The 24606-nt window shown below is 67.9% G+C and carries 26 protein-coding genes, 2 tRNA genes, 1 pseudogene and 1 riboswitch; of the genes and pseudogenes, 9 read left to right on the top strand and 20 right to left on the bottom strand.

The features are described from left to right. The 3 genes from AC11WY_RS02385 to AC11WY_RS02375 all read right to left on the bottom strand — a co-directional run. The coding region (locus AC11WY_RS02385) for a GTP-binding protein (RefSeq protein ID WP_482922153.1) at nt 1–149 on the bottom strand (149 nt) is incomplete at its 3' end. Nucleotides 150–237: 88 nt separating this feature from the next. Beyond that, on the bottom strand, nt 238–825 hold the full coding sequence (locus tag AC11WY_RS02380; protein ID WP_482922149.1) for a hypothetical protein: 588 nt from the start codon (nt 823–825) through the stop codon (nt 238–240). 149 nt (nt 826–974) lie between these two features. Then, entirely contained in the window at nt 975–1607 is a 633-nt protein-coding gene (locus tag AC11WY_RS02375) for a dimethylsulfonioproprionate lyase family protein (RefSeq protein WP_482922147.1), read from the bottom strand. A gap of 71 nt (nt 1608–1678) precedes the next feature. On the opposite strand from AC11WY_RS02375, the gene AC11WY_RS02370 reads away from it, so the two are divergent. Then, nucleotides 1679–3064, top strand: a complete 1386-nt coding sequence (locus tag AC11WY_RS02370; protein ID WP_482922145.1) for a cytochrome P450 — start codon at nt 1679–1681, stop codon at nt 3062–3064. A gap of 70 nt (nt 3065–3134) precedes the next feature. Here the strand turns inward: AC11WY_RS02370 and AC11WY_RS02365 are convergent. Both AC11WY_RS02365 and AC11WY_RS02360 read right to left on the bottom strand, forming a co-directional pair. Then, a tRNA-Lys gene (locus AC11WY_RS02365) sits at nt 3135–3210 on the bottom strand. Between the two features lie 79 nt (nt 3211–3289). After that, nucleotides 3290–3365, bottom strand: a tRNA-Lys gene (locus AC11WY_RS02360). Between the two features lie 106 nt (nt 3366–3471). Between AC11WY_RS02360 and dapF the strand changes: the two genes are divergently transcribed. The 7 genes from dapF (at nt 3472) to AC11WY_RS02325 (ending at nt 10135) form a co-directional block, all read left to right on the top strand. After that, a complete protein-coding gene (gene dapF / locus AC11WY_RS02355) occupies nt 3472–4317 on the top strand; it encodes a diaminopimelate epimerase (RefSeq protein WP_482922143.1) in 846 nt (281 codons plus the stop codon). After that, complete coding sequence (mtaB, locus tag AC11WY_RS02350) at nt 4314–5561, top strand: tRNA (N(6)-L-threonylcarbamoyladenosine(37)-C(2))-methylthiotransferase MtaB (RefSeq protein ID WP_482922141.1); 1248 nt, start codon at nt 4314–4316, stop codon at nt 5559–5561. The genes dapF and mtaB overlap by 4 nt, the downstream gene beginning before the upstream one ends. Nucleotides 5562–5568: 7 nt before the next feature. Beyond that, the gene (locus AC11WY_RS02345) at nt 5569–6183 is read left to right on the top strand and encodes an FMN-binding negative transcriptional regulator (protein ID WP_482922139.1); all 615 of its coding nucleotides are present in this window, start codon (nt 5569–5571) and stop codon (nt 6181–6183) included. 195 nt (nt 6184–6378) lie between these two features. Further along, nucleotides 6379–6984: a glutathione S-transferase gene (locus AC11WY_RS02340; RefSeq protein WP_482922137.1), complete on the top strand. Its 606-nt coding sequence runs from the start codon at nt 6379–6381 to the stop codon at nt 6982–6984. A gap of 410 nt (nt 6985–7394) precedes the next feature. Then, nucleotides 7395–7958 (top strand): ubiquinol-cytochrome c reductase iron-sulfur subunit, encoded by a 564-nt coding sequence (gene petA / locus AC11WY_RS02335; RefSeq protein ID WP_482922135.1) that lies wholly within the window; start codon nt 7395–7397, stop codon nt 7956–7958. An 11-nt stretch (nt 7959–7969) separates the two neighbouring features. Next, nucleotides 7970–9298 (top strand): cytochrome b, encoded by a 1329-nt coding sequence (petB, locus tag AC11WY_RS02330; RefSeq protein ID WP_482922133.1) that lies wholly within the window; start codon nt 7970–7972, stop codon nt 9296–9298. 18 nt (nt 9299–9316) lie between these two features. Then, complete coding sequence (locus AC11WY_RS02325) at nt 9317–10135, top strand: cytochrome c1 (protein WP_482922131.1); 819 nt, start codon at nt 9317–9319, stop codon at nt 10133–10135. An 84-nt stretch (nt 10136–10219) separates the two neighbouring features. Here AC11WY_RS02325 and AC11WY_RS02320 read toward each other — a convergent pair whose 3' ends face one another. The 3 genes from AC11WY_RS02320 to thiB are packed head-to-tail and all read right to left on the bottom strand — an operon-like array spanning nt 10220 to nt 13420. Continuing rightward, the gene (locus AC11WY_RS02320; RefSeq protein ID WP_482922129.1) at nt 10220–10915 is read right to left on the bottom strand and encodes a thiamine ABC transporter ATP-binding protein; all 696 of its coding nucleotides are present in this window, start codon (nt 10913–10915) and stop codon (nt 10220–10222) included. Continuing rightward, entirely contained in the window at nt 10902–12458 is a 1557-nt protein-coding gene (locus AC11WY_RS02315; RefSeq protein WP_482922127.1) for an ABC transporter permease family protein, read from the bottom strand. The genes AC11WY_RS02320 and AC11WY_RS02315 overlap by 14 nt, the downstream gene beginning before the upstream one ends. Beyond that, nucleotides 12434–13420 carry a thiamine ABC transporter substrate binding subunit gene (gene thiB, locus AC11WY_RS02310; protein WP_482922125.1) on the bottom strand — a complete coding sequence of 329 codons (987 nt, stop codon included), beginning with the start codon at nt 13418–13420 and terminating at the stop codon, nt 12434–12436. The genes AC11WY_RS02315 and thiB overlap by 25 nt, the downstream gene beginning before the upstream one ends. A gap of 36 nt (nt 13421–13456) precedes the next feature. Beyond that, nucleotides 13457–13557, bottom strand: a riboswitch (TPP riboswitch). 90 nt (nt 13558–13647) lie between these two features. Here thiB and aroC point away from each other — a divergent pair. Continuing rightward, nucleotides 13648–14748 (top strand): chorismate synthase, encoded by a 1101-nt coding sequence (aroC, locus tag AC11WY_RS02305; protein ID WP_482922123.1) that lies wholly within the window; start codon nt 13648–13650, stop codon nt 14746–14748. A gap of 6 nt (nt 14749–14754) precedes the next feature. On the opposite strand, the gene AC11WY_RS02300 is transcribed toward aroC, so the two are convergent. The 12 genes and pseudogenes from AC11WY_RS02300 to AC11WY_RS02245 form a co-directional block, all read right to left on the bottom strand. After that, nucleotides 14755–15180 carry a thioredoxin family protein gene (locus AC11WY_RS02300; protein WP_482922121.1) on the bottom strand — a complete coding sequence of 142 codons (426 nt, stop codon included), beginning with the start codon at nt 15178–15180 and terminating at the stop codon, nt 14755–14757. 15 nt (nt 15181–15195) lie between these two features. Then, nucleotides 15196–15909: a cytochrome c biogenesis CcdA family protein gene (locus AC11WY_RS02295; RefSeq protein ID WP_482922119.1), complete on the bottom strand. Its 714-nt coding sequence runs from the start codon at nt 15907–15909 to the stop codon at nt 15196–15198. Between the two features lie 83 nt (nt 15910–15992). Next, a complete protein-coding gene (locus AC11WY_RS02290) occupies nt 15993–16874 on the bottom strand; it encodes a DMT family transporter (RefSeq protein ID WP_482922117.1) in 882 nt (293 codons plus the stop codon). Between the two features lie 90 nt (nt 16875–16964). After that, nucleotides 16965–17252 (bottom strand): HU family DNA-binding protein, encoded by a 288-nt coding sequence (locus AC11WY_RS02285; RefSeq protein ID WP_482922115.1) that lies wholly within the window; start codon nt 17250–17252, stop codon nt 16965–16967. A 130-nt stretch (nt 17253–17382) separates the two neighbouring features. Further along, on the bottom strand, nt 17383–18867 hold the full coding sequence (locus AC11WY_RS02280) for an AMP nucleosidase (protein ID WP_482922113.1): 1485 nt from the start codon (nt 18865–18867) through the stop codon (nt 17383–17385). A 140-nt stretch (nt 18868–19007) separates the two neighbouring features. Then, on the bottom strand, nt 19008–19880 hold the full coding sequence (locus tag AC11WY_RS02275) for a lysophospholipid acyltransferase family protein (RefSeq protein WP_482922112.1): 873 nt from the start codon (nt 19878–19880) through the stop codon (nt 19008–19010). A gap of 36 nt (nt 19881–19916) precedes the next feature. Next, nucleotides 19917–20186, bottom strand: a complete 270-nt coding sequence (locus AC11WY_RS02270; protein ID WP_482922110.1) for an HPr family phosphocarrier protein — start codon at nt 20184–20186, stop codon at nt 19917–19919. Continuing rightward, nucleotides 20186–20587 carry a PTS sugar transporter subunit IIA gene (locus AC11WY_RS02265; RefSeq protein ID WP_482922108.1) on the bottom strand — a complete coding sequence of 134 codons (402 nt, stop codon included), beginning with the start codon at nt 20585–20587 and terminating at the stop codon, nt 20186–20188. The genes AC11WY_RS02270 and AC11WY_RS02265 overlap by 1 nt, the downstream gene beginning before the upstream one ends. A 28-nt stretch (nt 20588–20615) precedes the next feature. Next, the gene (rapZ, locus tag AC11WY_RS02260; protein ID WP_482922106.1) at nt 20616–21491 is read right to left on the bottom strand and encodes an RNase adapter RapZ; all 876 of its coding nucleotides are present in this window, start codon (nt 21489–21491) and stop codon (nt 20616–20618) included. A gap of 13 nt (nt 21492–21504) precedes the next feature. After that, nucleotides 21505–21930: an HPr kinase/phosphorylase gene (locus tag AC11WY_RS02255; RefSeq protein WP_482922104.1), complete on the bottom strand. Its 426-nt coding sequence runs from the start codon at nt 21928–21930 to the stop codon at nt 21505–21507. Nucleotides 21931–21950: 20 nt separating this feature from the next. Beyond that, a pseudogene (locus AC11WY_RS02250) lies at nt 21951–23648 on the bottom strand (sensor histidine kinase). Continuing rightward, entirely contained in the window at nt 23645–24346 is a 702-nt protein-coding gene (locus AC11WY_RS02245; protein ID WP_482922102.1) for a response regulator transcription factor, read from the bottom strand. Before AC11WY_RS02245 ends, AC11WY_RS02250 begins: the two are co-directional and overlap by 4 nt. Between the last annotated feature and the right edge of the window lie 260 nt (nt 24347–24606).

Raw genomic sequence — 24606 nt, 5'->3', positions numbered from 1 at the left:
TCCGGCGCCGCGTCGATCTGGTCGTAGGCCTTGAACTCGCCGAAATACTTCGTGATCGCCGCCGTCAGCGTCGTCTTGCCGTGGTCAACGTGGCCGATCGTGCCAACGTTCACATGCGGTTTGTTGCGTTCAAACTTTGCCTTTGCCATCGTCGCAGCGCCTTGTGGAAGGGGGGCCCGAACGGACCCGTGGAAACACGCGGCGCGACTTACGGTCTGGAGCGCGAAAAATCAAGCGTCACTTGCTGGCGGCGGCCGTGTTGGTGGTGGAGCCCGGCAACGGCGTGGCGGTGATCGCGCCCGTCGGCGGCGCTGCGGCGCCAACCGCAGGGGCCGCGGCATCACCGGGCTTGCGCGGTTCGGGCACCGGCTCGCCGGTGGCGGGGAACCATTCGGGGTGCTTGACCAGCCACTCCTCGATCTGCTTGGCGGTGTTGTAGGACAGCACCTTCATCTGCTCGGCCTTGGTGCGCGTCAGACCGGAGCCGATGAAGGTCTCTCCGCTGGTGCCTTCGAACACGACAAACCGCTTTGGCACGGCGTTGAGCTGGATCTGGGTCTTGTCATACCAGACCCGCACCTCGACCACGAGAACCGACTTCGGCGACAGCACGATGGGCAGGCCGGGCGGCGCCAGTGCGTAGCCCACGACGTTGATCGCCATGTCATAATAGGTATCGCCGTCGTAGCGGCCGAAACGGTCCTGCACCGCGGCCTTGAGCGCGGTCTGCCATTCGTCGCCCGACGCCGTGCGCGACACCGGACCCTTCTGCATCGTGTCGCTGACGACGAGATTGAGCCCCAGCAGAAAGCGGCCGAGCGGCACCGGGGGCTTTTTCAGGTCGTCGCCGGGCGCACAGGCGGCAACCAGCGCAAGCAGCAGGGCGAACAGAATCGGGCGGGCGTGGATCGGGCGAATGGTCGTTGCTCCTCTGCGCGTCCGACAGGCTTACCTCAGGCGTTCCCTTACCGCAATCACGAGCCCGGCACGACCAGCGTGGCGCGCGCCATCAGGTCGCCGCCGCGCCACGGGATCAGCGCGAGAAGCGGACCGGGATCGAGGTCGGTCGCATGCACCTGCCAGGAGGCGTGGTGGACGCTTTCGCCCGCCGAGACCCGCCGCGGCGCAAGCCCCGGCGTGCGGAATCGGGCGGCCCCGGCGAGCACGGCGTAGATCTCGGCGGGTTCATGGCAGTGCTCGGGGTAGACGATCCCCGGCCCCCAGTAGCCGATCGTGATCCGCAGCCGGTCCGAGCGGAACGGCCCGACCGGCGAGACGAGGTTGAACCAGCCATAGGCGGCCAGGAAGTCGGCGCCGATGCCGTCGGCGGCGGAATAGCTTTGCTGCCAGGCAAAGCAATCGGCGTGGCCGATCACCCAGTCGCTGATCGCCCGCGTTTCCGGCGCGGCAAGCGCGCGACAGCCCGCCAGCGCCGCGCCCATCACCGGCGGGCGGGGTGGCGGCAGGTCGGGCAGCCCGAGATCGTCGAGCGTATCGCCAAGAAAATCGGCGAGCCCCGGGAAAGCACTGCGCGCAAGGGCGCGGGTCAGATCAAGCAGGCGAAGATGCGCCTGCATCACGCGGTCGGGCGGGGGCGTCAAAGGCATCGTCACTCCTGCGGAAGTTGCCGCGACGGGGGGCGGCGCCTATATCTGACGGGGCAAGCGGAGAGACGTCAATGGCGACCGGGGCGGCAGCGATCTTGACGACGGCAGAGTCGGCGCGGGTGCCGGTGCAGGTGCCGCTGGTGACCGAACCGCTGGGCATCCTCGGCAGCTTGCGCAACGCGCGGCGCAACGTGCTGGAACTGATCCCGGAACTCGCCACCCATGTGCCGATCGTTTCGGGCCGCACCGGCAAGCGCTGGCACATGGTGATGGACCCCGAGGCCAACCGCCGCATCCTGAAGGACGCGGTGGAGGATTACCCGAAATCCGACGTGACCAAGATGATCCTGCGCCCGGCCATCGGCGAAAGCCTGTTCGTGGCGGAAGGCGCGCATTGGCACTGGCAGCGCCGGGTGGCGGCGCCGGTCTTCAGCCATCGCAACATCGCCAACCTCGCCCCGGTGATGACCGCGGCGGCCGAACGCGCCTCGGCACGGATCGGCGCGGCAGAGGGCCGGGCCGCGAACCTGTTCGACGAGATGGTGGCGGCAACCTTCGAGGTGATCGCCGACGTGACCCTGTCGGGCGGCAACGCCTTCGACCGCGCGGTGGTGCATGGCGCGATCAACGCCTACATCGCCGATACCGCCAAGGTCTCGCTGCTGGACGTGATCGGCGCGCCGGCGTGGATTCCGCGCATCGGGCGGATGTTCGCGACGCAGGCGATGCGCGACATGAAGCGGGTGGCCGATCAGGCGATCGAGGCGCGGCGCGGCGCCGGACCGCACCCGGTGCCGGACCTGCTCGACCTGCTGCTGGAGGGCGAAGACCCCAAGACCGGGCGGCGCATGTCGACCGAGGAACTGCGCGACAACCTGCTGACCTTCATCGTCGCGGGGCATGAAACCACCGCCCTGACGCTGGCATGGTCGCTTTATCTCTGCGCCTTCGATCAGGGCGTGCAGGCACGCGCGCGAGCCGAAGCGAGGGCTGTGCTGGGCGACTGTGCGGCAACCGCGGCCGACGTGCCCCGCCTGCCCTACATCCGCCAGGTGATCGACGAGGCGCTGCGGATGTATCCGCCCGCCGCCTTCCTGTCGCGCACCGCGCAGAAGGCCGACACGCTCTGCGGCCGCGAGGTCCATCCCGGCGACACGGTGATGCTGCCGATCTATGCGCTGCACCGCAACCACCTGCTGTGGCGCGACCCTGCGCGATTCGACCCCGACCGCTTTGCCGACCCCAAGGCGATCGACCGCTTCGCCTACCTGCCGTTCGGCGACGGCCCGCGCATCTGCATCGGCGCCTCGTTCGCGGTGCAGGAGGCGGTGATCATCCTCGCCACCCTGCTGGCCCGCTTCCGCTTCACCCGCGTGCCGGGCCGCGACCCCAAACCCGTGCTGATCCTGACGCTGCGCCCCGAGGGCGGCGTCTGGCTGACGGTGGAACGGGTGTGAGGGTGGCGCGGCGGAGCACCCCGGAAAACCAAGAAGGCTCAGGCGTTTCCGCCTAAGCCTTTGATATTGGTGGTGAGCCCGACGGGGTTCGAACCCGTGACCTACTGATTAAAAGTCAGTTGCTCTACCAACTGAGCTACAGGCCCACACTGCGGCCGGTTGCTACGGAAAGCGCGGAACAGGGTCAAGCCCCATTTCCGTCTTCACGTCCGATTTCAGAGAGCGTGGTGAGCCGTGCGGGGTTCGAACCTGCGACACGCTGATTAAGAGTCAGCTGCTCTACCAACTGAGCTAACGGCCCCACCGGCGGCCTGTTAGACCCCTCCCCCTGCGGGTTCAAGCGGAAACTTCGCACAATCGCTGCAGACAATCCGGGGCCGCTGGATTCCGGCGCCTCGCGGCCGTATATGCCGGGCGTGGAAAACGCGCGTATCCCTGTCGGCCTGCCGTTCCTGAAAATGCACGGCGCGGGCAACGACTTCGTGGTCATCGACCAGCGGGGGCGGGCAGCGCATGTCACGCCAGCGCTGGCCCGCACCGTGGGTGACCGGCACCGGGGCGTGGGCTTCGACCAGCTGGTGACGATCGACACCGACGCCGAGGCGGATGCGCGGCTGATGTTCTGGAACGCCGACGGCTCCACCGCGGGGGCCTGCGGCAATGCCACCCGTTGCGTGGCGCGGCTGTTGATGGCTGAAACCGGCAAGGCCCGCCTGACCCTGCGCACCGAGCGCGGGCTGCTGGTGGCCGAGGACGCGGGCGGCGGCCTGATTGCGGTGAACATGGGGCAACCGCAATTCGACTGGGCCGAGGTGCCGCTGGCGCAGGCGGCCGATACGCTGCACCTGCCGCTGCCGGGCGATCCGGTGGCGGTCGGGATGGGCAACCCGCATTGCATCTTCTTCGTGCCGGATGCCGGGGCGGTGGATGTGGCCGGTCGTGGTCCGGCGCTGGAGCATGACGCGCTGTTCCCCCAGCGCACCAATGTGGAATTCGCCAGCGTCATTGGCCCCGACCGCCTGCGGATGCGGGTGTGGGAACGTGGCGCGGGCATCACGCTGGCCTGCGGCTCGGGCACCTGCGCCACCGCCGTGGCTGCCGCCCGGCGCGGCCTGACCGGGCACCGCGTCAGTGTGGATGTGGACGGCGGCACCCTGCTGGTGGACTGGCGCGAGGATGGCGTCTGGCTGACCGGACCCACCGCCACGGTGTTTTCCGGCGTGCTCGACCCCGCCCTGATGGCGCTGGCATGACCGCGCCGGTGTTCGCCACGCTGGGCTGCCGCCTGAACGCCTACGAATCCGAGGCGATGCGGGAACTGTCCGCAGGCATCGACAACCTCGTGGTGGTGAACACCTGCGCGGTCACCGCCGAGGCCGTGCGCAAGGCCAAGCAGGAGATCCGCCGCCTGCGCCGCGAACACCCCGACGCGACGCTGGTGGTCACCGGCTGCGCCGCGCAGACCGAACCTGACACCTTCGCGCAGATGCCCGAGGTCAGCCGCGTGATCGGCAATACCGAGAAGATGCAACCCGCGACCTGGGCCGCGCTGAAGGTGCCCGACCTGATCGGCGCCACCGAGCGTGTGCAGGTGAACGACATCATGTCGGTCACCGAAACCGCGGGTCACCTGATCGACGGCTTCGGCCGCCATCGCGCTTATGTGCAGGTGCAGAACGGCTGCGACCACCGCTGCACCTTCTGCATCATCCCCTACGGCCGCGGCAATTCCCGCTCCGTCCCCGCCGGGGTCGTGGTCGAACAGATCAAGCGGCTGGTCGACAAGGGGTTTCAGGAGGTCGTGCTGACCGGGGTGGACCTCACCTCCTGGGGCGCCGACCTGCCCGCCACGCCGCGTCTGGGCGATCTGGTGGGCCGCATCCTGCGGCTGGTGCCCGACCTTGCGCGCCTGCGCATCAGTTCGATCGATTCGATCGAGGCGGATGAGGCGCTGATGCAGGCGATCGCCACCGAGCCGCGCCTGATGCCGCACCTGCACCTGAGCCTGCAACACGGCGACGACCTGATCCTGAAACGGATGAAGCGCCGCCACCTGCGCGACGACGCGATCCGCTTTTGCGAAGAGGCGCGGGCCCTGCGCCCCGGCATCGTGTTCGGCGCCGACATCATCGCGGGCTTCCCGACCGAAACCGAGGCGCATTTCGAGCAATCGCTGAAGCTGGTCGAAGACTGCGGCCTGACCTTCCTGCACGTCTTCCCCTACTCGGCCCGCAAGGGCACCCCGGCGGCGCGGATGCCCGCCGTCCCCGGCCCGGCGATCCGCGACCGCGCCGCCCGCCTGCGCGCGGCGGGCGAGGCCGCGCTTTTGCGCCACCTCGCCGCCGAGCGTGGCACGACCCACCGCATCCTGACCGAACGCCCCCGCATGGGCCGCACCGAAGCCTTCACCGAGGTGCGCTTTGCCGTCGACCAGCCGGAGGGCCGGATCGTCACCGCGCGGATCACCGGCCACGACGCCGCCCAGCTTTTCGCCTGAGGACGCCATGCACCCCAACCCCGCTTTCCGCCAGACCCCCGCCGAGGTGAACCTTGCCTTCGCCCGCAGCCGCGGCTTTGCCACGCTGGCGGTGAACGCCCCGGCCGGGCCGCTCCTGTCGCACATCCCCTTCCTGATCGCCGAGGATGGCGGCAGCGTCGAACTGCACCTCGTCCGCTCCAATCCGATCGTGCCGCTGATCGCCGCGCCGCAGCCCGCCGTGCTGTCCGTGACCGGGCCTGAAGGCTACATCTCGCCCGACTGGTACGGCCTCACCGATCAGGTGCCAACGTGGAACTACGTCGCCGTCCACCTGCGCGGGCGGCTGGAACTGCTGCCCGAAGACACGCTCCGCCCCCTGCTCGACCGCCTGTCGGACCATTTCGAGGCGCTGCTGGCGCCCAAGACACCCTGGACCAGCGCCAAGATGAGCCCCGGCGCGATGGAGCGCATGATGCGGATGATCGTGCCCTGTCGGCTGATCGTGGACGACGTGCAGGGCACCTGGAAGTTCGGCCAGAACAAACCCGAAGCCGCCCGTCTCGGCGCCGCCGACGGGGTGGAAGCCGCCGCCCTGTCGCCCGAGGCCGCCCGGCTCGCCGCGATGATGCGCGACGCCTGACGGGCGCCCCCTCCCTTTCGGTCCTGAAATATCCTCGGGGGTGATGAGCGCCCGGAAACGCCTCTGTGGGGCGTTTCAGCGAAGAACGCCCGCCCCCGTGGGCGGGCAGAGGGGCAGACAGCCCCTCGCCTGCCATGTGGACAGCCCGCCCGCCACGTCCTACCTTCGCGCAAACCCGCGCGAAAGGAACCGCCGATGCGCCTTTACCAGTCCCAGACCTCGCCCTTTGCCCGCAAAGTGCTGATCCTGCTGAAGGAAACCGGGCAGGAGGGTGACGTGACGATGGTCACGGCGGCGGGCACCCCGCTGGATCCCGGCTCGATGCCGGTGGCGCAGAACCCGCTGGGCAAGATCCCGGCGCTGGAACGCGACGAGGGGCCGGCGCTCTATGACAGCCGGGTGATCTGTCGCTTCCTCGACGACCGCGCGGGCGGCAGGCTTTATCCGGCCGCGCCCCGGCTCTGGGACACCCTGACGCTGGAGGCGACGGGCGACGGCATCCTCGATGCGGCGGTGCTGATGCGCTACGAAACGGCGGTGCGCGCCGCCGAAAGCCGGTCGCCCGCCTGGCTCGACGGCCAGTGGCACAAGATCGCCCGCGCGCTCGACGCGCTGGAGGCGCGCTGGATCAGCCACCTGTCGGGGCCGCTCGACATGGGGCAGGTCGCGGTGGCTTGCGCGCTGGGCTACCTCGACTTCCGGCATGGCGATCGCGACTGGCGCGCCGGGCGCCCCGCGCTCGCCACCTGGTACGCGGGCTTTGCCGAGCGTGACAGCATGAAGGCCACGGTTCCGGCGTGACGCTGCCCCGGCCCGGCGTCCTGACGGCCGGGGCGCACTTGGCGATGAACATCACCTCGCCGGGGCCGAATGCGCTCAACCCCAGTGTCGGCGCTACCGGGTCCGGCTGCGCGCCGGGGCTTCGGCGCCCCCGCCACCGGGCTTCATCGGCGGGCCGCACCCGGGGTCAGCGGCACGGGCGGGCTGTTCCTCCCCGGCTTTGCGACCAGGATTCAGCCGCGCGCAGTGCCGTGCGCGCTGCCCTGAGGCGGGTCCGCGAAATTTTCTGCCGCGATCCCCTTGAACCTGCGCCCGATTGTCCGCTGGACGGGGGCAAAGGAGGGCGCTAATTACCGGCAGGGACCATCGCGGCCACGCGGCGGTAAAGCTATGCACTGGCCGAACCATCGGCCACGGAAGGGAGAAGGTTCGTGTCTCACGCAGAAGACAACCAGGCAACCCGCAGGGACTTCCTGTACTACGCGACCGCCGGGGCCGGGGCCGTCACGGCCGGGGCCGCGATCTGGCCGCTGGTCAACCAGATGAACCCCTCGGCCGACGTCGCCGCGATGGCGTCGGTCGAGGTCGATGTGTCGGGCGTCACCGAGGGCACCCAGATCACCGTGAAATGGCAGGGCAAGCCGATCTTCATCCGGCACCGCACCGCCAAGGAGATCGAGGAAGGTCGCGCCGTGAAACTGTCGGATCTGCCCGACCAGAAGGCCGAGAACAGGAACCTGGCTGACACCGCGCCCGCGACCGACGAGAACCGCACGCTCGACAAGGAGGGCAAGTGGCTGGTCATGGTCGGCATCTGCACCCACCTCGGCTGCGTGCCGCTGGGCAACAACGCGGGCGAGTTCGACGGCTGGTTCTGCCCCTGCCACGGCTCGCAATACGATACCGCGGGACGCATCCGCAAAGGCCCGGCCCCGCGCAACATGGACATTCCGGTCAACGCGTTCACTGACGACAAAACGATCAAGATCGGCTAAGGGAGACTCCGATGGCTGGAATTCCTCACGACCACTACGAACCGAAATCCGGGATCGAGAAGTGGCTGCACAAGCGTCTGCCGATCGTTGGTCTGCTTTATGACACGATCATGATCCCGACGCCGAAGAACCTGAACTGGATGTGGATCTGGGGCATCGTGCTGACGTTCTGCCTCGTCCTGCAGATCGCCACCGGCATCGTGCTGGCGATGCACTACACGCCCAACACCGGGCTGGCCTTCGCCTCGGTCGAGCACATCATGCGCGACGTGAACGGCGGCTACATGATCCGCTACATGCACATGAACGGCGGCACGCTGTTCTTCATCGCGGTCTATCTGCACATCTTCCGCGGCCTCTACTACGGCAGCTACAAGGCCCCGCGCGAGGTGACCTGGATCATCGGCATGCTGATCTACCTGGCGATGATGGCGACCGCCTTCATGGGCTATGTGCTGCCCTGGGGCCAGATGTCGTTCTGGGGCGCCACGGTGATCACCGGCCTCTTTGGTGCGATCCCCGGCATCGGGCCGTCGATCCAGGAATGGCTGCTGGGCGGGCCGGCGGTGGACAACGCCACGCTGAACCGCTTCTTCTCGCTGCACTACCTGCTGCCCTTCGTCATCGCGGCGCTGGTTGCGGTGCACATCTGGGCCTTCCACACCACTGGCAACAACAACCCCACGGGCGTTGAAGTGCGCCGCACCACGAAAGCCGAGGCCGACAGGGATACCGTGCCGTTCTGGCCCTACTTCGTGCTGAAAGACCTGTTCGCGCTGGCCGTGATCATGACGATCTTCTTCGCGGTCGTCGCCTTCATGCCGAACTACTTCGGCTCGCCCGACAACTACATCATGGCGGATTCGCTGAAGACCCCGCCGAGCATCGAGCCGGAATGGTACTTCCTGCCGTTCTACGCGATCCTGCGCGCCTTCACGCAGGACGTCTGGATCGTGCAACTGGCCCACTTCGTCACCTTCGGGCTGATCGACGCCAAGTTCTTCGGCGTGCTGGCGATGTTCGGTGCGATCGCGGTGATGGCGCTGGCGCCCTGGCTCGACACCTCGTCGATCCGCTCGGGCAAGTACCGCCCGATGTTCAAGTGGTGGTTCGCGCTGCTCTGCTTCGATTTCCTTGTGCTGATGTGGTGCGGCTCGCAGTTCCCGACCGCGCTGATCGGGTGGATCTCGCTGATCGCCTCGACCTACTGGTTCGGCTACTTCCTGGTCATCCTGCCGCTTCTGGGCGTGATCGAGAAACCGGACCGGGTGCCCGCGACGATCGAGGAAGACTTCAATGCGCACTATGGCCAGGGCTCCGGCGCCCACCCGGCCGAGTGAGAGAAAGGACCGCTTGAGATGATCCGGAAACTTACCTTCTCGGCGCTTGCGGCACTGGCGATCGGCGCCGGCAGCAGCGTCATGGCGCAGGAAGCCGAGCCGAACATCGCCGATGTGCCGTTCTCGTTCGACGGCCCGTTCGGCACCTTCGACGAGCACCAGTTGCAGCGCGGCCTGCAGATCTACACCGAGGTCTGTTCCACCTGCCACGGCATGGACCTTGTCGCGATCCGCACCCTTGCCGACGAGGGCGGGCCGCACCTGCCCGCCGATCAGGTCAAGGCCTATGCCGCGGCCTTCTCGGTGACCGACACCGCGTCGAACCCGCAACTGATGGACCCGGCGACCGGGCAGCCGCGCAAGCTGATCCCCGCGGATCACTTCCCGGCCAACAACATGATGCATGCCCCCGACCTGAGCGTGATGGCGAAGGCGCGGGCAGCGTTCCACGGGCCCTACAAGCTGGGGATCAACCAGTTCATCCACGGCATCGGCGGGCCGCAGTACATCGTGGCGATCCTGAACGGGTTCACCGGCCAGACCAAGGACGTGGCCGGCAATACCGTCTACGAGAACAAGGTCTTCCCCGGTGGCTGGATCCAGATGCCGCCGCCGCTGTCGGACGGTCAGGTGACCTTCGCCGATGGTTCACCCAACGACGTCAAGCACATGTCGGAAGACGTGGCGGCCTTCCTGATGTGGGCGGCCGAGCCGCACATGATGGCGCGCAAGCACGCGGGCTTTGACGGGGTGTTCTTCCTGATCCTGCTGTCGGCGCTGCTCTATCTGACCAACAAGCGCATCTGGGCGGGCGTCAAGGGCAAGAAGACGGCCTGAGGACGGGGCGGGGGCTCTGCCCCCACACCCCCGGAGTATTGGCGCCAAGAAGAAATCGGAAAGCGCGCCCCACGGGGCGCGTTTTCATGTGCCGAGGTAGTCGCGCAGGGCTTGTGGCGGATCGGCAAGAAGCGCGGCGGTGGGCCGGGGCGGCGCGGCACGGCCCTCGGCGACGAGGATGGTCTGTTCGGCGATCCGCTCGGCATCGCGCGGGTCATGGGTGACCATCAGCAGCGTTGCGCCGCTTTCGGTGGCAATCTCGCGCACCAGCGCAAGCATCTCGGCCTTTAGCGCCGGGCCGAGCGCCGAAAACGGCTCATCCAGCAGCAGCAGAGGCCGGGCACGCAGCAGGACGCGCGCAAGCGCAACGCGGCTTTGCTGGCCCCCGGACAGCGCCCCCGGCTTGCGGGCCGCGAACCCGGCAAGGCCGACCCGGCCGAGCGCGGTGGCGACCCGATCCCGCTCGGCCCCGGACAATCGCAGATCGGGGCGAAGGCCGAGGCCGACGTTCTGTTCGGCGGTGAGGTGCGGAAAGAGATTGTTGTCCTGAAACAGGATGCTGATCGGCCGTTGGCCGGGAGCGAGCGGGGCAAGGTCGCGCCCGGCCCACAGGATGCGCCCGGCGGCCAGCGGCTGAAACCCGGCGATGGCGGCCAGCAGCGTCGACTTTCCCGCGCCCGAGGGGCCGATGACCGCGACGCGGGCGCCTTCGGGCACCGTCAGGTTGGCCGTGAGGGTGAAACCGGGAAGCGCGATGCGCAACCCCTCAAGCGTCAGCATCGGCGCGCCCTCCGCGGTCGAACAGCCAGAACAGGCCGAGGCTGAGCCCCAGCAGCAGAAGCGCCGCACCGGAGGCCTGCGCCATGCGATAGGCGCCCATCAGGCGGTAGACCTGCAAGGGCAGCGTCGCGCCCCCGGGCCCGGAGAAGATCGCGATGACGCCGAGATCGCCCATCGAGAGCGCCGCCGCCAGCCCGAGCGCGAACCCCAGCGGGCCGCGCAGCCGCGGCAGGATCAGCAGTCGCAGCCGCGCCCATCCGGTCAGGCCAAGGCTGTCGGCCAGCCGCCCGTAGGTCGCCTCGATCCGGTTCAGCGCCGGTTGCAGCGCCCTGAGCGCGAACGGCAGCGCCATCGTGGCGTTGACCAGCGCCGTCACCGGCAGCGCCAACGCCGCCGGATCGGCGACCGGGTTGATCAGCAGAAAGAGCCCGGTGCCCAGCACCAGCGGCGAGGCGACCAGCGGCAGCATCCCCGCCAGATCGAAGACCGCCCTTCCGCTGGCGGTGCGGGCCAGTGCCAGCACCAGCGCCATGCCGCCGCAAAGCGCCGCCGAGGCCAGCGCGACAGCAAGCGAGCGCAGCGCCGAAACCCAGACCGGGGCGGGCAGCGCGAAGACCCCCGGCACTCCGTCCGCCACCACGAGGGCGAGCGGGACCAGCAGGAACAGGGCGGCGAGCGTGATCAGGGTGGCGTCCTGCAGGCGCAGAAGGCGGCTTCCGGCATCCCACCGCTCTACCGGGCGGTCGAGGCCGGGCGCCTCGGTGGCGGGCAGGCCGACACGCAAGGCGATCAGCGTCGCGGCGCCGCAGAGCACGAACTGGGCCGTGGCCAGCAGCGCGGCGCGGCCAAGGTTGAAGTCAAACCGGAACGCCTGGTAGATCGCCAGTTCCACCGTCGTTGCCGCCGGGCCGCCGCCCAGTGTCAGCGCCACCGCGAAGCTGCTGAGGCAGACGAGGAAGATCGCCAGCGTGGCGCCCGGAAGCACGGCGCGCAGCATCGGCCGCTCGATCAGCCGCGCGACGTCGGTGGGGGTGAAGCCGAGCGCGGCGGCAAGGCGGAAGCGTTCGGCGGGAATCGCCCGCCAGCCTTGCATCAGCAGCCGGACCGCCAGCGGCAGGTTGAAGAAGACATGCGCCAGCACCACGCCATGAAAACCGTAGATCGTGACCTGCGGCAGGCCCAGAACCGCCAGTGCGAGGTTCAGCAGGCCGTGCCGCCCGAACAGCGCCAGCAGGCCGAACACCGCGACGATCACCGGCAGCAGGAACGGCGCCCCCATCAGCGTGACCAGAAGCCGACGGCCGGGGAACCGCCGCCGCGCCAGGCCGCGCGCCACCGGCACCGCCAGCCCGACCGACAGCGCCGCCGACAGCGCCGCCTGTTCCAGCGTGAAGCGCAGCGCCCCAAGGTCGGCGGCCGACAGCATGACGCCGCCCCCGGCCCGCAGCGCCACGGCGGCGAGCGTGCCGAGGGTCAAGAGGCCAAGAAGCGCGGCAACCGCGCCCCCCGCCCATTGCGTCACTTGCTGAGCGCGGACTGCCATTCGGCCAGCGCGCCATCGCGCAGGGTCTTCGCCTCGTCCGCCGGGTAGAGCAGCGACTTCGCCGGGGTGATCAGCGTGTCGAACCCGGCGGGCAGCCCGTCCTTCGGCGTGATCGCCGGATACATCCAGTTGGTTTCCGGGATCACCGACTGGAACGCATCGGTCAGCATGAAGGCCAGGAACTGATCCGCCAGCGCCTGATTGGGCGAGCCCGTCAGCTTGGCCGCCACCTCGACCTGCATGTAATGCCCCTCGGTGAAGGGGGCGGCGGCCTTGGTCGCGTCCTTCTCCTCGATCAGGTGGTAGGCCGGCGAGGTGGTGTAGGACAGCACCATGTCGGCCTCGCCCTTGGTGAACATGCCATAGGCCTCGTCCCACGAGGGCGTCACGGTCAGGATGTTGTGCGCGAGGCTCTTCCAGACCTCACCCGCCTTGTCGCCGTAGGCGTCCTTCACCCAGTACAAGAGGCCGAGGCCGGGGGTGGACGACCGCGGATCCTCGATCACCACTTTCAGGTTGGTCTTCGCCAGTTCGGTGAAGCTGGTCGGCGGGGTCGGCACCTTGGTCTTGTCATAGACGAAGGCGAACCAGCCCCAGTCGAAGGGCACGAAGGTCGGATCGGTCCAGGCCACCGGCAGGTCAAGCTTCGGCAGCACGCCATGCGGCGCGAAGAGGCCGGTCGCCGCGGCATCCGCCGTCAGGCTGGTGTCGAGGCCAAGCACCACGTCGGCCTTGGTATGGGCGCCCTCCAGCTTGATGCGCGACAGCAGCGCCGCGCCGTCGCCGGTGCCGACGAAGTTCAGCGTGCAGTGGCAGATCGGCTCGAACGCCTTCTTCACCGCCGGGCCGGGGCCCCAGTCGGCGATGAAACTGTCGTAGGTGTAGATCGTCAACGTCGGAGTCTCGGCCTGGGCAAGCGTGCCCAGAGCGATGAGACCCGCAGCAATCAGGGAAACCTTCATGTCATCCTCCAAATGCGACGGGCGGGGTCGGGTTGGAGGCTGATCCTCTACCTTCCCTCCGCCGGTCTTAACCGGTTCAGGTTCGACGGGTTCGTCTTGCGACATCTCAGCCCTTGCGAGCACCCCGAGGTGAGGGGGAACATAGCGCGGCCGATCGGCTGCGCAAGGGAAACCTCTTGAGGCAACCCCCTGCCCCCGCTAGACCGCGAGGGCAAAGGAGCCCGCCCATGAGCCTGAACACCTTCGGCCACTTGTTCCGCGTCACCACCTGGGGCGAAAGCCACGGGCCGGCACTTGGCTGCACGGTGGATGGCTGCCCGCCCGGCGTGGCGTTGAGCGAGGCCGACATCCAGCCCTGGCTCGATCGCCGCAAGCCGGGGCAGAACAGATACACCACCCAGCGGCGTGAAGACGATGCGGTGCGCATCCTGTCGGGCACCTACGAGGGGCGCACGACCGGCACGCCGATTCAGTTGATGATCGAGAATACCGACCAGCGGTCGAATGACTACGGCGACATCGCGCAGAAATTTCGCCCCGGCCATGCCGACATCACCTACTGGCAGAAATACGGCATCCGCGATCCGCGCGGCGGCGGCCGGTCCTCGGCGCGCGAAACGGCGGCGCGGGTGGCGGCGGGGGGCGTCGCGCGGGCCGCGCTGGCCGTGCTGGCGCCACAGGTGAAGATCACCGGCTACATGGTGCAGATGGGCCGCCACATCATCGACCGTAGCCGCTTTGACGCCGCCGAGATCGAGCGCAACCCGTTCTGGGCGCCCGATGCCAATGCCGCCGCCGACTGGGCGGCATATCTCGACGACCTGCGCAAATCCGGCAACTCGGTCGGCGCGGTGGTCGAGGTGGTGGCCTCGGGCGTGCCCGCGGGCCTCGGCGCGCCGATCTACGGCAAGCTCGATTCGGACCTTGCCGCCGCGATGATGTCGATCAACGCCGTGAAGGGGGTCGAGATCGGCGAGGGCATGGGTGCCGCCGCCCTGACGGGCGTGGACAACGCCGACGAGATCGAGATGGGCCCCGACGGCCCCCGGTTCCTCACCAACCACGCGGGCGGCATCCTTGGCGGCATCTCGTCCGGGCAGGATGTGGTGGTGCGCTTCGCGGTGAAACCCACGTCTTCCATCCTGACCCCGCGCCGCTCGATCACCGTCAGCGGGCAAGAGGCCGAGGTGGTCACCAAGGGCCGCCACGACCCCTGCGTGGGCATCCGCGCCGTGCCGGTGGGCGAGGCGATGATGGCCTGCGTCATCCTCGACCACCTGCTGCTCGACCGGGGCCAGACCGGCGGCCAGCGCGGCCGGATCGGCTGAACCGGGTCAGGCCGTCGCGGCCGTCAGCGCGATATCCATCAGCGCCTTGATCTTCGCCTCGCCGGTTTCCCAGTTCAGGCGGCCAAGCTCCTTGTCGCCCTTGAGGACCACAAGCGTGGCGCGGTCGGTGACCTTCAGCCCCTTGGTGAAGGCGTCATCGCGGTAGCTGTCCCAGTCGACCACGACGAAGCTGATCGCCAGACCATAGGCCGGGTTCGCCGCGCGCAGCTTGTCCATCACCCGCGTCTGCGCGGCGCAGGTGCCGCACCAGGTCGCGTGGAAGGCGACGAAGGCGGTCTTGCCCTGGGCCAGTTCGTCCTGCACCAGCCCCGGCCTGAAAGGCACCGGCGCCGCGGCACGCGCGCGCACCGCCGACAACGGCGCGACCAGTGTCACGGCGGCGGTCAGGGTCAGGAAGTCGCGTCTGTTCATTGCTCGTCTCCTTGATCATATCGCAACGGAAAGATCCTGCAGCCAGGCGGGCAGGACGGAAATCAGCCAGGCCTCGGCCCGGTGGTGCAGGCCGGTCAGCAGCACCACCCCGACGGTGAGGAACACCAGGCCGGTGATCGGCTTCGCCCGCCCGGCCAGCGCCCGCAGCCAGCTCTGATGGCGCCGGATCGCGGCGCGGGCGCCGTAGCCCAGCGCAAGGATCACGCTCGACACGCCCAGCGCGAAGGCCGCCATCGTCGCCCCGGCGGCCAGCAGGTCGCGGCCCTGCGCGGCCAGCGCCAGCGCCCCGCCCAGCGTCGGGCCGACGCAGGGGCTCCACACCGCGCCCAGCAGCAGGCCGCCGAGGAACTGCCGCCCGGCGCCACCCGGCCCGATGCGGTCGATGCCGCGGTCGGCGCGGCTGCCGATCCCGGTGGTAGCGAAGGCAAAGCCGCGATTGGCGGCGGGGATCACAAGCAGCAGCCCGAAGCCCGTCAGCGCCAGCGCCCCCGCCTGAGCGACCGCCTCATCCGTCAGCCCCAGCGCCGCCCCGGCAAGGCCCAGCGTCAGGCCCACCGTGACGAAGGCCGCACTCAGCCCCGCCGCAAGCGCCAGCGGGCCAAGGCGGCTGGCCTGCAACGACGCGGCCAGCACCAGCGGCAGCACCGGCAGCACGCAGGGATTGATCAGGGTCAGCAAGCCGGCGGCAAAGGCAAGGATCAGGGTCATGCGCTCACTCAGGGAACGGGATGCCCCCGGTATGACATGGCTACGCGCGAACCCGCGTGACGGATGCGTGTGTCACGAAGCTGTCAGCGCAGAGCTGGTCTTGGTGCCTGTTTTGACACCTGCACCGCAAGGATGCCGCCCGCGATGATGGCGACGCCCAGCAGGTCGGTCGGGCCGAGCTTTTCGTGCAGCATCACCGAAGCGACCAGAACGCCGAAGAACGGGTTCAGGAAGTGGAACGTCGCCGCCCGCACCGCGCCGATGCGGTTGACCAGCTTGAACCAGACCCAGGTCGCCAGCAGCCCCGGCACCAGCGTGGTGTAGACGAAGGCCAGCACCAGTTGCAGGCTCCAGTGCACCACCCAGACCTCGGTCGCCACGGCGGTGACACCCAGCACGGCGGCGCCGACGAACATCTGCAAGCCGACGATCATCAGCAGGTTGCCGCCCGAGGACGCGCCCCGCACCGTCAGCGTGGCGAAGGCCAGCGCCAGCACGCCCAGACCGCACAGGATCACCCCGTGCCCGAGGCCGCCGCCCGACAGCCGCGAGGCCATGATCACCGTGACCCCGATGAACCCCGCCACCAGCCCGGCCACCCCGAGCGGCTTCACCCGCTCGCCGAACCAGAACCAGCCCGCAAGCGCCACCACCAGCGGCATGGTCGAGGCGATGATCGAGGCCAGCGAGGCATCAACGGTCTGCATCGCCACGAAATAAAGGCCGAGGTAAAGCGCGTTCTGGCACAGGCCGAACAGGAACGTGGCGCGCCATTGCAGCGGGGTCAGGTTGATCTTCTGCCCCGACGCCGCGGCAATCGACACCCCGATCATCCCGGCGATCAGGAACCGGATTGCCAGCGCGTAAAGCGGCGGCGCCGCGGCGACGATCATGTGCCCCGAAGTGAACGCCGAGGACCACATGAAGGCAAAGGCCAGCCCCATTCCGATTGCGCGCAGGTCCATGCCGTCCTCCGGAGGGTCGCGGGCCAAACGAAAAGGGCCGCCGGAAGGCGACCCTACACGGCCCGGAGCCGCGGGCGCAAGCCGATCGGCCTAGCCGTTCACGCTGTCTTTCAGCGCCTTGGCAACGGCGATCTTCACCACCTTGTCGGCCGGCTTGCTGATCTGCTCGCCGGTGGCCGGGTTGCGGACCTGGCGTTCCGGGCGGGCGCGGCAGGTGATCTTGCCAACGCCGGGCAGCGTCACGGTGCCGCCGGCAACCACTTCGCGGGTGACGATTTCGGCGATGGCGTCCAGCGTTGCACTGGCGGATTTCTTGTCGGAACCCGTCGCTTCGGCAATCGCGGCCACAAGCTGGGTCTTGGTCATCGGTTTGGACATCTCTGTTTCCTCGGATCCTGCCTCGCTTGTTGCGAGGTCTTTGCCTGCCCCATCGGGCGAATGGCCCCGCTACACAGGTTTTTGCCGCGCAAATCAAGCGATTTCGGCTGATTCCGCGCGAAACTGCCCCCTAGAGGAAGGCGGTTTCCTCAAAGCTGCGCAGCTTGCGGCTGTGGATGCGTTCCAGCGGCATGTCGCGCAGCCGCTCCATCGCCCGCACGCCGATCTGCAAATGCCGCGCGACCTGGGTCCGGTAGAACTCGGTCGCCATGCCCGGCAACTTCAACTCGCCATGCAGCGGCTTGTCGGAAACACACAGCAGCGTGCCGTAGGGCACCCGGAACCGGAAGCCGTTCGCGGCGATGGTGGCGGACTCCATGTCGAGCGCGATGGCGCGCGACAGGCTGAGCCGGTGCACCGGGCCGGACTGGTCACGAAGCTCCCAGTTGCGGTTGTCGATGGTGGCCACGGTACCGGTGCGCATGATGCGCTTCAACTCGTAGCCTTCCAACTGCGTGACCTCCTGCACCGCGTCCTGCAAGGCGATCTGAATCTCGGCCAGCGCCGGGATCGGTACCCAGACCGGCAGATCGGCGTCCAGGACATGATCCTCGCGCAGATAGGCATGGGCGAGCACGAAATCGCCCAGGCTCTGGCTGTTGCGCAGCCCGGCGCAGTGGCCGACCATCAGCCAGGCATGGGGCCGCAGCACCGCGATGTGGTCGGTGGCGGTCTTGGCGTTCGACGGCCCCACCCCGATGTTGACCAGCGTGATGCCCTGCCCGCCCGGCCGTTTCAGGTGGTAGGCGGGCATCTGCGGCGTCTTGCCGGAGGCCGTCAGAAGCTCATCCGCGGTCACGATCTGGGCGTTGCCGGGGGCCACGAAGGCGGTGTAGCCGCTGGCCGGATCGGCCAGCGCCGCGCGGGCGTAGGCCTCGAACTCATCGACATAGAACTGGTAGTTGGTGAACAGGACGTGGTTCTGAAAATGCTCGGCATCGGTCGCGGTATAGTGGCTCAGCCGGGCGAGCGAATAATCCACCCGCTGCGCGGTGAACGGCGCCAGCGGCGACGACCCGTCGGCATGGGTCAGGCGCGCCCCGTTGACGATGTCATCGTTGGTGGTCGAGAGGTCCGGCACGTCGAAGATGTCGCGCAGCGAAAAGTCGAGCACGCCCTCTTGCGGGACGTTCACATCGGGGTGGCCCGCCACTGCGAAATGCACCGGGATCGGCGTGGTGGAAATGCCGATCGTCACCGGCACGCCGTGGCTTTTCAACAAGAGGTCGATCTGCTGTTCCAGATAGTTGCGGAACAGGTCGGGCCGGGTGACGGTCGTCGAATAGGTGCCCGGCTGGGTGACGTGGCCAAAGCTCAACCGGCTGTCGGCCTTCACGAAACTGGTCACGCTCAACCGGATCTCGGGGTAGAAGGCGCGAAAGCGGGCGGGTGGGCGGCCCTCGGTGACCGCGGCCGAGAACCGCTGGACCAGGAACCCGGTCGCCTCGTCATAGAGCGATTGCAGCCGGTCGACGGCCGCGCTGGCGGTGGAAAACGACTCGGGCGCGGGATGGGTCGGGGTCAGGATCGGCAGGTTCGGGTCGGCGCGGGTCATGGCTGGGTCTTTTCGGATGCGGATCGCCGCTTATGCACCCCCGAGCGCAACGGGATCAACCCCACAACGCCTTGGGGGCCGGCGCTCGCCCGACCATGCCACCGCGCCCCGGTCCCCTCAAGTGATGTTCCTGTAACGGCTCAGCCGTCGCCCAGCGCCAGCGTCGTTTCGCGCAGCCAGGCCATGAAGCCGCGCGGATTGCCCGACCATTTCGCGATCTCGTCACGCCCGATCGGCGCGCCGATGATCGGGGCCTGCGGCTTGTTCAGCGCATAGGCGACCTCATGCAGCAACAACCCCTGCCGCACGGTGGGCGAAAGCTTGTTCGCGATCTGGTACCAGCGCGAGTTCTGGCCGCGGAAGTGGATCGGCAGCACCACCGCGTTGCTCTTCAGGATCATCTTCGCGGTAAACGGATTCCATTCCGCCTCGACCGCCGGGCCGAACCAGGTTTCCGAGGTCGCCACCGCACCGGAGGGGAACAGGATCACCACGCCGCCGTCGCGCAGATGGTCCATCGCGATGCGGCGCATCTCCAGGCCTTTTTCCAGCGCGCCATCCTCATGCGGGAAGGGCACCGGCACCATGTTGTAGGAGATCTCTTCGATGCCGGTCAGCAGCGAGCGGGTCAGGATCTTGAAATCCGGCCGCACCAGTCCGACCATGCGGCCCATCACCAGCCCGTCGACCAGCCCGTGCGGGTGGTTGGCCACCACCACCACCGGGCCGGTTTTCGGAATGCGGGCAATCTGTTCGGGCGGCGTCTGCAAGTCGATCCGCATCACCCGCAGCACGCGCTCCCAGAACTCCGGGCCGCGGGCGGGGCCTTGCGCCTCGAACCGGCGGATCAGCCGCAGAAGGGTCAGCTTGCCCGTCATCCACTCCAGCGCGCGGATGGAGTTGGCCTTCCAGGGGTCGGTGAACGTGCCGCCATAGGACAGCCGCCGCTTGTCATACGGTTTGTAGTCGGGGTCGCCGACAAAGCGCGAAGGTTGTGCAGTGTGGTCGTTCACCGGCAAACGGTCCCCAAAGGCGCTGCAGCGCCCGCGTCAGAATTCCTCGCCGAACCGATCCGCCAGAAGCGCCTGGAGCGCATCGGCCAGCTTGTCGGCCTCGGCCCCGCTGGTCCGCACTTCAATAGAGGTTCCGCGCGACGCTGCCAACATCAAAAGCCCCATGATGGAATCGCCCGACACGGTCATCCCGTCGCGGCTGACCTGTGCGGCGGCGTCATGCGCCTCCACCACCTCGACGAACTTCGCCGAAGCGCGGGCATGCAGGCCCTTTTCGTTGATGATGCGCAACACCCTGTCTGTCATCAGGTTTCCTGCCCCGAGCCAAGGTCGATGCTGTTGATGTACTTGCGCCCGGCTTCGAGCGCGCAGGCCACTGCATCGACCACCGTCTTGTCGCGCGATTTGGCCAGCTTGACCAGCATCGGCAGATTTGCTCCGTAGACGATGCGCCGGTCCGAGGCCGCGCAGGCCCGCAGGCTGAGGTTCGACGGCGAGCCGCCGAACATGTCGGTCACCACCACCACGCCCGAGCCCGCGTCCACCTCGTCCGCCGCCTCGCAGATTTCGCGCTGCTTGGCGATCCGGTCGTGGTCGTCCTCGATGGCGACGGTCCGAATCCCGGGTTGTTTGCCCACGACATGCTCCACCGCCGAGAGGTATTCCCGCGCCAATCCGCCATGTGCGACGATCACGATTCCGATCACGCCTCGCCACCTTGCCGTTGAACCGGCGTCATCCGACCCGGCGTTCCAGTTCCAAGTGCCGTTTAGATACCTGCCATCCGGCCGCTGCAAGAACCCCGGCGAGTTTTTCCGCAACGGCAACCGACCGGTGTTGCCCTCCGGTACACCCGAATGCAATCGCAAGGTGAGCCTTGCCCTCTTCGACCTGCGCGGGAAGCATCAAGAGCACCATCTCGCAGAGCAACCGGAAGAATTCCGCGAACCGGCCATCGGATTCGACGAACGCCGCCACGTCGGGCGAACGCCCGTCCTTGGCGCGCAGCGCCTCGTCCCAGTGCGGGTTGCGCAGGAAGCGTGTGTCGAACACCAGATCGGCGCCGCGCGGCACACCCCGGCGAAAGGAGAACGACAGCACCGAAACGGCAAGCCGCAGGCCGGTGCCCCGGTCGAACCAGCGGCCGATCTCGGTGCGCAGGTCATGCGGCGACATTTCCGTGGTGTCGATCAGCACGTCCGCCCGGGAACGCACCGGGGCCAGCAGGTCGATCTCGCGCCCGATTCCCTCGGCGGCGGGCTCGACCGGGGAAAGCGGATGGCGTCGCCGGGTCTGGGCGTAGCGCCGCTCCAGTTCCATGGGCGCGCAGTCCAGATAGAGCACCTCCGAATCGACCTCGGGCGCGGCGATCAGCCGGTCGATCAGTGCGATCGCCGCCGCAGTGCTGAAATCGCGGTTGCGCACGTCGATGCTCAGCGCGATCGGCCGCGGCAGCGGCGGCCCTTCCAGCAGGCGCGGCACCAGCGACAGCGGCAGGTTGTCGATCGCCTCGAACCCCAGATCCTCGAAACAGTGGATCGCGGTCGACCGCCCGGCGCCCGAGGGGCCGGTGACCAGCACCACGCGATGTCCGGCCGCCGTCAGTCGCATCAGGTTGCCTTTTTCACGCCGCACGCCCCCCATGAAGATACTGCAGCAGCATCGCAGGCAAAGAGGCGATGCCATGACCGTGAACCAGAGCGATTTCGCGGCCGAGCAGCGTGATCCGCCGATGCGGCGGCAACCGCTCGGTTTCGGGTCGGTCGAGGTCCACCGCAACGACGACAATGGCTGAACTCTCCGGATCGGCGCGCAGGATGCCAAGGCCGCGCGCCTCGATCAGCCCAGACAGGGTGGCGGGTGCTTCCGCAATCACCGCCTCGCCCTCGCCGTGCAGATGGGTCCGGTCGTCCGACACCAGTCGCGCGCCGAAGGCCATCAGCGCCAGCGCAAGCGCCGACTTGCCGCTGCCGGATCGGCCCATGATGAGCACGCCCTTGCCATCGAGGGAAACGCAGGAGGCATGCAGGATGGTCTCTTCCGGCGGCAAGTCGTTTGCGGGCCCGCCACTCACACCGGCAGACCCACGACGAAGCGGGCGCCGAGCGGGTCCGAGGTCGGATCGGCGTCGGTCGGGCGGATGTTCTCGGCCCAGATCACCCCGCCATGCGCCTCGACGATCTGCTTGGAGATGGCGAGGCCCAGACCGGAATGGTCGCCGAACTGGCCCGGCGGGCGTTCCGAATAGAACCGCTTGAACACCTTGGTCAGCGCCTGCTCGGGGATGCCCGGCCCGGTATCCTCGACCACCACCAGCACCCGGTTTTCGCGCTTTCGGGCCCAGACGCGCACGGCGTCGCCCTCTTCGCAGAACGAGATCGCGTTGGTGATCAGGTTCACGAAGACCTAGGCCAGCCGCCCCTCCAGCCCCTGTATGATGATCGGCTCGGGCGGCAGGTCGGTGATGAAATCCACATTCTTTGCCGCCGCCTCCTGACCCAGATGCTCGGTGATGTTGGAGATCGTCTTGAGCAGGTTGAACTCTTCCTCCTCTTCCTTCACCAGCTCGCTGTCGAGCCGCGAGGCGTTGGAGATGTCGCTGACCAGACGGTCGAGCCGCCGCACGTCATGCTCGATCACCGCCAGCAGCTTTTCGCGGTGGTCCTCACGCTTGGTCATGCGCATCGAGGCGACGGCCGAACGCAGGCTGGCCAGCGGGTTCTTGATCTCGTGCGCCACGTCGGCGGCGAATTGTTCGTTGGCGTCGATCCGGTCGTAAAGTGCCGCAACCATGCCGCGCATCGCCACCGACAGGCGGCCGATCTCGTCCGGGCGGGCGGCAAGATCGGGGATGCGCACACGGCTGGGGCTCATCTTGCGCGCGTTCTTGTCACGCCCCAATTCCGCCGCCGCGGCAAGGTCGGACAGCGGGTTGGCGATGGTGGAGGCCAGCACGAGGCTGAGCCCGATCGAGACGAGGATCGCGATCACGAACATCTGCAGCACCTGCTCGCGCTCGTTGCGCACCAGCTGGTCGATCTCGCCCGCGGCACTGGCGACGCCAAGCACGCCGACGATCGTTCCGCCCGCCTGCCGGATCGGCACTGCCACGGTGAAGATCGCGCGGCCCGCAGGGTCCATCGCCGTCTCGACTTGGGTCTGGCCCGCGCCTGCCGCAGGCAGCAGGCCGCGCAGGATGTCCTCGGAGGAGCTCGCCTTTTCCGGCACCGGTCCGGTTGCCACCAGATGGGCGATGCCGTCCCAGACCGCGTTGAGGAAATCGGTCATCACCGTGCTGCGCGGCCGCGAGAGCACGCCTTCGGCGCCGGGGTCTGGCTTGCCGACCGCAGTCGCGACGCGCGCCCCGGTGGGATCGAAAACAAAGACCTCAAGCCCCGGTGACAGGTCCATCTGGTCGAGCGTGGCGCCAAGTTCGGCAGGGCCGCCCGCGGCCGCCAGCCGGACGGCCAGTCCGTCCGCGATCAGTCGGCTTTCCGCCACCAGTCCGCGTTCATGCTGAATCACCAGGCTGTCACGGAACGGGTTGAGGTAGAGCACCCCGGCGACCAGCAGGATCAGGCCGACGAGGTTGAACGTGATGATCTTGCGCGCCAGCGGCGAGCGGTTCAGATGCGCGACACCAGCACGCCGCGGCCTCGCGGCGCCTTCGCTGTCGGTCTCGGGCGTGACCCAATCCTCGCCCAGAAGGACCTCGGCCTTGGGGCGTTTGGGGGAGTTGCCCATGTCGAACCGGGACGCGATGCTCATTCTTCGTTGTAACGATAGCCGATGCCATACAGCGTTTCGATGGCCGAAAACTCCGCGTCGGCCGTCCGCATCTTCTTGCGCAGCCGCTTGATGTGGCTGTCGATGGTGCGGTCGTCGACGTAGACCTGATCGTCGTAGGCGATGTCCATCAACTGGTCGCGGCTTTTCACGAAGCCCGGCCGCTGTGCCAGCGCCTGCAACAGCAGGAACTCGGTCACCGTCAGCGAGACTTCCCGGCCCTTCCAGATCACCGCGTGGCGCAGCGGGTCCATTGTCAGGCTGCCACGCTCCATCACCTTGTTTTCTTCGGAGATGCCGACCTCGCCGGTGGCGATGGCGTCCTGCCGCCGCAACAGGGCGCGGATGCGTTCGACCAGCAGGCGCTGCGAGAAGGGCTTCTTGACGTAGTCGTCGGCCCCCATGCGAAGCCCGAGAACCTCGTCGATCTCATCGTCCTTCGAGGTCAGGAAGATCACCGGGACGGCGCTTTTCTGGCGCAGCCGCTGCAACAGGTCCATCCCGTCCATGCGCGGCATCTTGATGTCGAGCACCGCCATGTCCGGCATTCGCTTGGTGAACGCGTCCAGCGCGGTCTGGCCGTCGTTATAGGTCTCAACCTCGAACCCTTCTGCCTCAAGGGTCATGGAAACCGACGTCAGGATATTCCTGTCGTCGTCGACGAGCGCAATCCTCGACATGCCTGTAATCCTTGCTCTGCTCTCATTGCCTGCTTTTTGCCACAGTTTCCGTTTTTTGCCCTTTGGAATCAACTGATAACTGCGAATCACCCTGCCAAGCCGTCTCAGCAGACGCTAAATTCTTCAACTAATGACTAATTTGCCTCACCTGTCGGTGATGGTTGCGCTAAAGTTTCGGCGCGGGTCCGCCAAACGCAAGATGGTTGCGCTAACGCCCGTAAACCCTTCTGTTCCTTTGCAGATCGGGCGTGTTATAGCGA

Source organism: Solirhodobacter sp. (assembly GCF_964715405.1).
Note: the sequence above shows the minus strand (reverse complement) of the source record. Positions and strands in the feature narration are given on the sequence as shown.

What these genes read in the sequence shown, in the direction of transcription:
- AC11WY_RS02375 (WP_482922147.1), bottom strand. Translation starts at nt 1,607, where the DNA reads ATGCCTTTGACGCCCCCGCCCGACCGCGTGATGCAGGCGCATCTTCGC.
- AC11WY_RS02270 (WP_482922110.1), bottom strand. Translation starts at nt 20,186, where the DNA reads ATGACAGACAGGGTGTTGCGCATCATCAACGAAAAGGGCCTGCATGCC.
- AC11WY_RS02345 (WP_482922139.1), top strand. Translation starts at nt 5,569, where the DNA reads ATGCACCCCAACCCCGCTTTCCGCCAGACCCCCGCCGAGGTGAACCTT.
- mtaB (WP_482922141.1), top strand. Translation starts at nt 4,314, where the DNA reads ATGACCGCGCCGGTGTTCGCCACGCTGGGCTGCCGCCTGAACGCCTAC.
- AC11WY_RS02285 (WP_482922115.1), bottom strand. Translation starts at nt 17,252, where the DNA reads ATGTCCAAACCGATGACCAAGACCCAGCTTGTGGCCGCGATTGCCGAA.
- thiB (WP_482922125.1), bottom strand. Translation starts at nt 13,420, where the DNA reads ATGAAGGTTTCCCTGATTGCTGCGGGTCTCATCGCTCTGGGCACGCTT.
- AC11WY_RS02320 (WP_482922129.1), bottom strand. Translation starts at nt 10,915, where the DNA reads ATGCTGACGCTTGAGGGGTTGCGCATCGCGCTTCCCGGTTTCACCCTC.
- AC11WY_RS02295 (WP_482922119.1), bottom strand. Translation starts at nt 15,909, where the DNA reads ATGACCCTGATCCTTGCCTTTGCCGCCGGCTTGCTGACCCTGATCAAT.
- AC11WY_RS02280 (WP_482922113.1), bottom strand. Translation starts at nt 18,867, where the DNA reads ATGACCCGCGCCGACCCGAACCTGCCGATCCTGACCCCGACCCATCCC.
- AC11WY_RS02300 (WP_482922121.1), bottom strand. Translation starts at nt 15,180, where the DNA reads ATGAACAGACGCGACTTCCTGACCCTGACCGCCGCCGTGACACTGGTC.
- AC11WY_RS02315 (WP_482922127.1), bottom strand. Translation starts at nt 12,458, where the DNA reads ATGGCAGTCCGCGCTCAGCAAGTGACGCAATGGGCGGGGGGCGCGGTT.
- AC11WY_RS02290 (WP_482922117.1), bottom strand. Translation starts at nt 16,874, where the DNA reads ATGGACCTGCGCGCAATCGGAATGGGGCTGGCCTTTGCCTTCATGTGG.
- AC11WY_RS02340 (WP_482922137.1), top strand. Translation starts at nt 6,379, where the DNA reads ATGCGCCTTTACCAGTCCCAGACCTCGCCCTTTGCCCGCAAAGTGCTG.
- aroC (WP_482922123.1), top strand. Translation starts at nt 13,648, where the DNA reads ATGAGCCTGAACACCTTCGGCCACTTGTTCCGCGTCACCACCTGGGGC.
- rapZ (WP_482922106.1), bottom strand. Translation starts at nt 21,491, where the DNA reads ATGCGACTGACGGCGGCCGGACATCGCGTGGTGCTGGTCACCGGCCCC.
- AC11WY_RS02325 (WP_482922131.1), top strand. Translation starts at nt 9,317, where the DNA reads ATGATCCGGAAACTTACCTTCTCGGCGCTTGCGGCACTGGCGATCGGC.
- AC11WY_RS02245 (WP_482922102.1), bottom strand. Translation starts at nt 24,346, where the DNA reads ATGTCGAGGATTGCGCTCGTCGACGACGACAGGAATATCCTGACGTCG.
- AC11WY_RS02370 (WP_482922145.1), top strand. Translation starts at nt 1,679, where the DNA reads ATGGCGACCGGGGCGGCAGCGATCTTGACGACGGCAGAGTCGGCGCGG.
- petB (WP_482922133.1), top strand. Translation starts at nt 7,970, where the DNA reads ATGGCTGGAATTCCTCACGACCACTACGAACCGAAATCCGGGATCGAG.
- dapF (WP_482922143.1), top strand. Translation starts at nt 3,472, where the DNA reads ATGCCGGGCGTGGAAAACGCGCGTATCCCTGTCGGCCTGCCGTTCCTG.